Source organism: Shewanella sp. 0m-8, from assembly GCF_052977265.1.
In genome coordinates, this window is sequence record NZ_JBRIMB010000018.1 from 77,354 (window position 1) to 83,942 (window position 6,589).

Below are 6,589 nucleotides of genomic sequence, written 5' to 3' on the forward strand. Positions count from 1 at the left end.
CGTTAAAAAGCGGACTGGACCCTCGCGACAAAAAGTGGAGTGGATAATGGATGCGGATTACTTAATCGTTGGTAGTGGTTTATCTGCGTTAGTTTTTGGTGCTCTCAGTGCAAAGTCTGGTAGTAAAGTACTGATGTTGGAGGCACATCAATATCCCGGCGGTTTCGGGCATACTTTCCCAATGGGTAAACACTATCGATTTAATGCACAACTGCATTATGTCTGGAATTGTGGCGAAGGGGAGACAGTTAACAAGGTACTAAAAAAGCTTCAACTGGATAAACAGGTTACCTTCGAATCGTTTGATCCTGAAGGCTTCGATCATATGAGAATGCCGGGATACCAGCTGGATATTCCCTATGATACAGAGCTACTGCTTAAAAGACTTAAATCCATTTTTCCTGCCCATGGGACACAATGCACGGCTTTTATCGATGAAGTAAGGCGAACGGCCGATGGTTTAGCAGTGCTATCAGGCGACGAACGCTATAAGAATATATTCACAAATTTAAGAGAAACGGTAACCGCGTGTAGAAACATAAGGATTACTCTGCAGCAGGCCTTTGATAAACACCATTTACCGCAAGAAGCGCAAACACTACTGGCTCTTCAGTGGCCTGATTTTTTACTGCCTCCTAATCAGCTTTCATTTTGTGCCTGGGTTCTACTATTTACCGGATATCAGAGGGGGGCCTACTACCCGACACATCATTTCGATCATGTCATCAATTCGTTGGTCGATACGATTACTGCTAATGGTGGGCAGATCATCTATCAGACTCAAGTTGATAAATTTATCGTCGACAATAATCGGGTTATAGGGGTTGAAGCAAGAAACCTTGTCAACGAGGAGGTGAGCCGCTATCAAGGTAAGCGCACTATTTGTAATATGGATCCTAAAAAAGCGGCTCATTTAATCGGTATAGAAAAGTTCTCTTTGAGGCTCAGAAAACAATTGGATTATGCCTACTCCCCTTCAAATTTTATGGCCTACTGTGTGGTCAAAGATATCAAGTTAGAGGACTATGGTTTTGGTAAGTGGAATATCTTCCACACCAGTCATCAAGATCTTAATACCGCTTTTGATACCATGTATTACCAGCATGATTATTCGGCTCCCAGTTTTGCAATTTCTACCCCAGGTTTTTTAACTCATGACTGTTCTGACAGGCCTGAAGGGCAGCAGGTAATAGAGTTTTTAACTGTTGCTGACTACCAATACTTTAAAGCGTTAAAACAAAGTGATCCCAGAGCATATCGAAACAAAAAACGAGAGATATTTGACGCAATAATCGATACGGTTGAAAAACATTATATTGCAGATTTCAGAGAGTACTTGGCATATAAAAATACCGGTAGTCCGACGACGAATGAAAACTTTTGTTGGTGTCCGCAGGGGAACTCCTATGGTTCGGCGATGACTCCAGCTTATTTCAACTTGTGGCGATTAACCGAGAACAGTTCATTGAAAGATTTCTATTTCTGTAACGCTTCATCTGGTTATGCAGGGTTTGCAGGGACATTCTGGACTGGTGCAAAGCTGTATCAGAAGCTGAGCGGAGAACGTATTTAATCTCCGATTGAATGATGAATTGAGCCCCACATCTTTTCGGTAATATGAGAGGAGAGAGGAAGCATGAAGTTTGCGATTATCGGTGGCGGTGCTAGTGGCATGGTGACGGCATACTACCTGAGTAAGCTTGGGCACAGTGTCACCGTATTTGAGAAGCAGTCTATGCTTGGTGGTCATATTCGTACGGTTAATAAAAATGTTAAAATGGCGGGTATCGATCCTAGCCTCACCCTCGAAGGCGGCGTCGTTGAGTTTTCAAGTAACTTTAAGCATTTTATCGCTCTAATGGAAGAGCTCGGTGTTGAGCTTAAGCCTTTAGAAGTGGGCTCTGCTTTATTTAAGCGTAATAAGAAACGTTTTCTTTCTCCTACTGTGATCACCAGAAACATTAAGGGTGTTGGCCTTTTAGTCGAATTTGTTAAGCTGGCATTTGTTTATCTCTCAGCCAATTGGATATTACTGCAGGTATATCTTAAACCGATGTCATCGTTTAGAGGTAAGCCTTTGGCGGATTATGTGAGTAGGCATCAGGTGAAAGATACCTGGTTAAAGCTTTTTGTTATGTATTGTTTTTCTATTCCCTATAAAGGGATCATTAAGGTTCCAGCTGAGTTGGCATTTACTATTTTTAGACGCTACTTTTGGGCTGATTGGAAACGAATTGATGGAGGGGTTTACAGCTATATAGAGAAAATTGAAAGGCAATTAAATGGCAGGGTGTTCTTAAATGCCAATATAACTGCAATTAGGCGCTCTAATATGGGGGTCATGCTTAAATGGGATAATGATACAAAGGAACACTTCGATAAGCTGGTCTTAGCCGTGCCGCCTGATCAGGTTTTAACGCTAATATCCGATCCAACCGCATTTGAAATTGAATGCTTTTCTCCTTGGAAAAAGAATATGGCTACTACGGTCCTGCACACTGACTCTTTGGTTTACCAAGGTTATGGTATATCTCACCCCTCAGAATTTGATTTTTTTCAGACTCAAGCCGGTTGGGGCTATAACGCTAACTTAAACCGTATCTGTGCTTTGCCTACAGAGCAGCGATATAGTTTGGCTTATAATATTGATAATTTAATCACCAAAGATAATATCATTCAAACTTTTGAACATCACACGCCACTTTATAGTGTCGAAGCACTTCATTACCGGCACAACATTATCGTCAATAATGGTAAAAACAATACTTTTTATGTGGGAGCTTACCTTTATGATGGTCTACACGAGGGCGCGGTTGTCTCTGCAAAGAAGGTAGCTGAACTCGTTGGACAGCAGTCATAAAAGATGCAACTATCTGTGATAGTGCGCCAAAATTCGACTATTCGTTGTTTATTGCTACCCGTATACCTGCCAAAGAGATCCTTTCATTGGATTGTTAAGGTTTAGATTGAATTTTGACCTTCGAGCAGCCTGTCAACTAGCATCTAAGTGTAGCAATCATCCTAAACTGACTACGATGTTTAAAGCTGTTAGGTATCAATTGATTAATTGATTTGAAAAAAAATCATGCAATGTCAAAAATTTGAGTTATACATAAGATGACTTGATAATAAATGGAGCCCATATGAAAAAATTACTTTTACTTATAACTATTACTACAACATTAATCATGAGTGGTTGTGCCAAAACAGATGAGCCGACCGTTCCTCTAAATATTATGACTAATGATGGTAACCTTAATATTTTATGGCAAGATATTAATCAATACAGTGATATTGAAGCAACCATTGGCTTGCAGTCAAAATTTGAGCAATACCTCTTCACTGAGTTAACTGATGAACTTGGTCAACTTGCCAACAAACACTTGGCAAAAGATCAACAGCTTGATTTAACCGTTACCAATGTAGATTTAGCCGGTGATGTACAACCTACTTTTGGTGCTACAGCTGCAGATGATATTCGGGTCGTGACCGAACTATATCCACCTAAAATCAGTTTTGACTACACCCTTAGCCAAAATGGGAAGGTAATCAAATCAGGAACTGAAAAATTGGATAATATGGGTTTCCTATTTGGGATCCAGCCTATCACGAATGATCCATTCCCATATGAAAGAGACTTGCTAACGAATTGGTTTAAAGAAAAATTGGAACCAATGTTAAAGTAATACGCAAAAAACGTCTTATAGGCTCATGTTACAGTGGCTCGTTAAGTAATAGAGGCTCTTAGGAGTGATCTGTTGTAGGAGTGCTGTTTTGCGAATACTCTTGTGGAAAAAGCACTGATGGCTCCATTTATATGGCAGCCATCATTTTTATGTGAGATTTTTATTTTAAAGTTTGAGTTAGCTAATTGCTAATTAGCCATATAGTTTTCTATCTCTTCAACAGTTCTTGGGACGTTAGCTGATAAGTTTTCATAACCGTTTACGGAAACTAATATATCATCTTCGATGCGGATCCCTATGCCACGGTAGGCTTCGGGAACATCAAGTGTATCTTGGGGGATATAAATACCGGGCTCTATCGTAAACACCATACCCATTTCTAATGTTCGCCATTCACCATTATCATCATGGTAAGGTCCTACATCATGTACATCCATCCCGAGCCAATGCCCAGTTTTGTGAACAGTAAAGCGTTTATAGCTTTCAGTTGCCATAATCTCATCAATCGAACCCGATAAAAATCCAAGTTCCTTAAGTCCCTCTGCCATTACTCGCATGCACGTTTCGTAAAGATTGTTCCATGCAGCTCCTGGTTGCACTTTCGCTATGGCCTGATCCAGCGCGTTAAGAACCAATTGATAGATGACTTTTTGTTCTGCTGAAAAGCTGCCATTTACTGGGTAACTACGGGTAATATCAGCTGCGTAATGCTCAAATTCACCGCCAGCGTCGATGAGTAACACCTGGCCATTGCTAAGCTCACAGCAGTTTTCTTCGTAATGTAGGCAGCAGGCGTTATTACCGCCAGCGACGATACTCGGGTAGGAAACAGCATTACAGCCATGTTTAGCGATAGTAAAATCAAATAACGATGCTAACTCACGTTCGTTGATCCCTGGGCGACATGCTTGCATCACAGCCTTATGGCCAGCAGTAGATGCAGCAACCGCTGAACGGATTTTAGTCAACTCATCATCTGTTTTAATGACACGCTTAGCATGCAACACTTCGGCTAACGGTTTAATTGTGGTGAATTGTTTAGGCGTATCAAATGAGCAATGATGTCTGTGGTAGTTTGCCCAGTGAACAAGATCAGATGAGAATCGTCCTAGCTCATCACTGACATAGATAGTTTGTATACCTTGCAATAGTGGTAGTAGGGTTTGCTCGAAATCAGCTACATCATAGCCTTGATCTGCGCCGTGTAGGTTAACAGCACCTTGTGCACCTGCTCGAGTGCCAAAACTGACTTCTTGTGCTGGGTCTTTCGGGCGACAGAATAAGAAATATTGATTAACTTCGCGCTTAATAAGTAAGGCAATCGCATCAGGTTCGTTAAACCCTGTTAGGTAGAGGAAATCATTGTCCTGCCTAAAATGATATTTGATATTCTTACTGCGCACTTTTTGCTGATAGCCAGCGACAATGACTAAACTGTTATTAGGTAACTGTTCAAGCAGATCATTGCGTCTTTGTTGATAGATAGTAGACATCTTATTATTTCCATCGCTATTCATTGACTAATGCCGGATTGGCTATCGGCATTAAAATGTAATGTGTATATTTTATCCATTACACGTTATTACGTGCTTTATAGCAAGTTCACGGTGCAATTTGTTGTAATGAGTGAAATAATAATAGCTATTGCATATTAGAGAGAATGTATTGTGAATCGAGCGGTATTTTTAGACAGAGATGGCGTTATCAATCTAGATCATGGGTATGTACACCAGGTTGACGATTTTGAATATGTAGACGGTGTGTTTGATGCGTGCGCTGCACTTAAAAACATGGGTTATCTACTTGCAGTTGTTACTAATCAGTCTGGTATTGCTCGAGGAATGTATACAGAAGATCAGTTTCATTCATTAACTGAATGGATGGATTGGAACTTTGTTGATAAAGGTGTTGAGCTTGATGGCATTTATTACTGCCCCCATCATGCTGAAAAAGGTATTGGCGAATACAAAGTTGATTGTGATTGCCGTAAACCAAAGCCTGGAATGCTGAACTCTGCGGCGCAATTCTTAAACATTGATCTGTCTCAGTCAGTTATGGTCGGTGATAAGCGCGACGACATGTTAGCAGCAGAGGCGGCTGGCGTGCCGACTCGAATACTGGTGAGAACCGGTAAGTCAGTAACTGATGATGCAATTGCCGCAGCAACGGTTGTGCTTGACTCAATTGCAGATGTGCCAGCTTATTTGGCAAGTCAGGCTTAAAGCAGGCTTAGTTTTATGTAACGCAAGCCAAAATCAGGCTAAGGTTGCACTAGGCTCAGTTATAAGGTCAAACATCCTGCTCAGTCCAGCTAAGTTTAAGTCGGTCTAACTAGCTCCAGATTAATAAGACAGAATATCGACTTAATATAAGTATCTGTCGTAAACGAAATGCCTCATTATGATCACTAACCTAATAAGATCATTATGAGGCATTTATGTATTTAGCATCAGTTACCAGTAATCAGTTGCGAGTAAGTTGAATGCTAGCGCTTCAGATTCGATGAATGTAGAACTTAGACTTTAGTTAAGCCGATTGGTGAGTCTATGCGTTATATTAAAGCATGGCGGTATATAAAATCATCGTCAGCGCTGTTTATAACAGCAGATCGGCTGATAACTGCTCGCTTGATTCGGTTATTCTAATTTAATTGAAAAACCCCCTTGTGCTGATCTCAAATTTCCCTATAATGCGCATCCACTGACACGGCACAGCAGGCCAACTAGACTAACGCTTGAGATTAGAAATAGTCGTAAACGCTAGATAGAATGGGACTTGCAGCGGTATCGGTTAGCTCTTTTTATAAAGGGTTAGAGTTAAAACTCTTAGGAGATTTGATTCAGGTGACAAACGCTTTAAGAGCTTCGAATGATGGTTGTTAACACGAGAGTGTATAAGAAATC

5 protein-coding genes are annotated in these 6,589 nt (G+C 40.7%); 4 read left to right on the top strand and 1 reads right to left on the bottom strand.

Annotated elements, in window-relative coordinates:
• Positions 1-46 precede the first annotated feature (46 nt).
• From ACVBIO_RS10970 to ACVBIO_RS10980, 3 genes are all read left to right on the top strand, one after another.
• Complete coding sequence (locus tag ACVBIO_RS10970) at positions 47-1,573, top strand: phytoene desaturase family protein (RefSeq protein ID WP_447172585.1); 1,527 nt, start codon at positions 47-49, stop codon at positions 1,571-1,573.
• A gap of 63 nt (positions 1,574-1,636) precedes the next feature.
• On the top strand, positions 1,637-2,860 hold the full coding sequence (locus ACVBIO_RS10975; RefSeq protein ID WP_447172586.1) for an FAD-dependent oxidoreductase: 1,224 nt from the start codon (positions 1,637-1,639) through the stop codon (positions 2,858-2,860).
• A 283-nt stretch (positions 2,861-3,143) separates the two neighbouring features.
• Positions 3,144-3,686, top strand: coding sequence for a DUF3016 domain-containing protein (locus tag ACVBIO_RS10980; protein WP_447161677.1), 543 nt, complete (start codon positions 3,144-3,146; stop codon positions 3,684-3,686).
• 188 nt (positions 3,687-3,874) lie between these two features.
• Here ACVBIO_RS10980 and ACVBIO_RS10985 read toward each other — a convergent pair whose 3' ends face one another.
• Positions 3,875-5,179 carry an aminopeptidase P N-terminal domain-containing protein gene (locus ACVBIO_RS10985; protein ID WP_447172587.1) on the bottom strand — a complete coding sequence of 435 codons (1,305 nt, stop codon included), beginning with the start codon at positions 5,177-5,179 and terminating at the stop codon, positions 3,875-3,877.
• A 174-nt stretch (positions 5,180-5,353) separates the two neighbouring features.
• Here ACVBIO_RS10985 and gmhB point away from each other — a divergent pair, with 174 nt between their 5' ends.
• Entirely contained in the window at positions 5,354-5,908 is a 555-nt protein-coding gene (gene gmhB, locus ACVBIO_RS10990; RefSeq protein WP_447161675.1) for a D-glycero-beta-D-manno-heptose 1,7-bisphosphate 7-phosphatase, read from the top strand.
• The last annotated feature ends 681 nt before the right edge of the window (positions 5,909-6,589 follow it).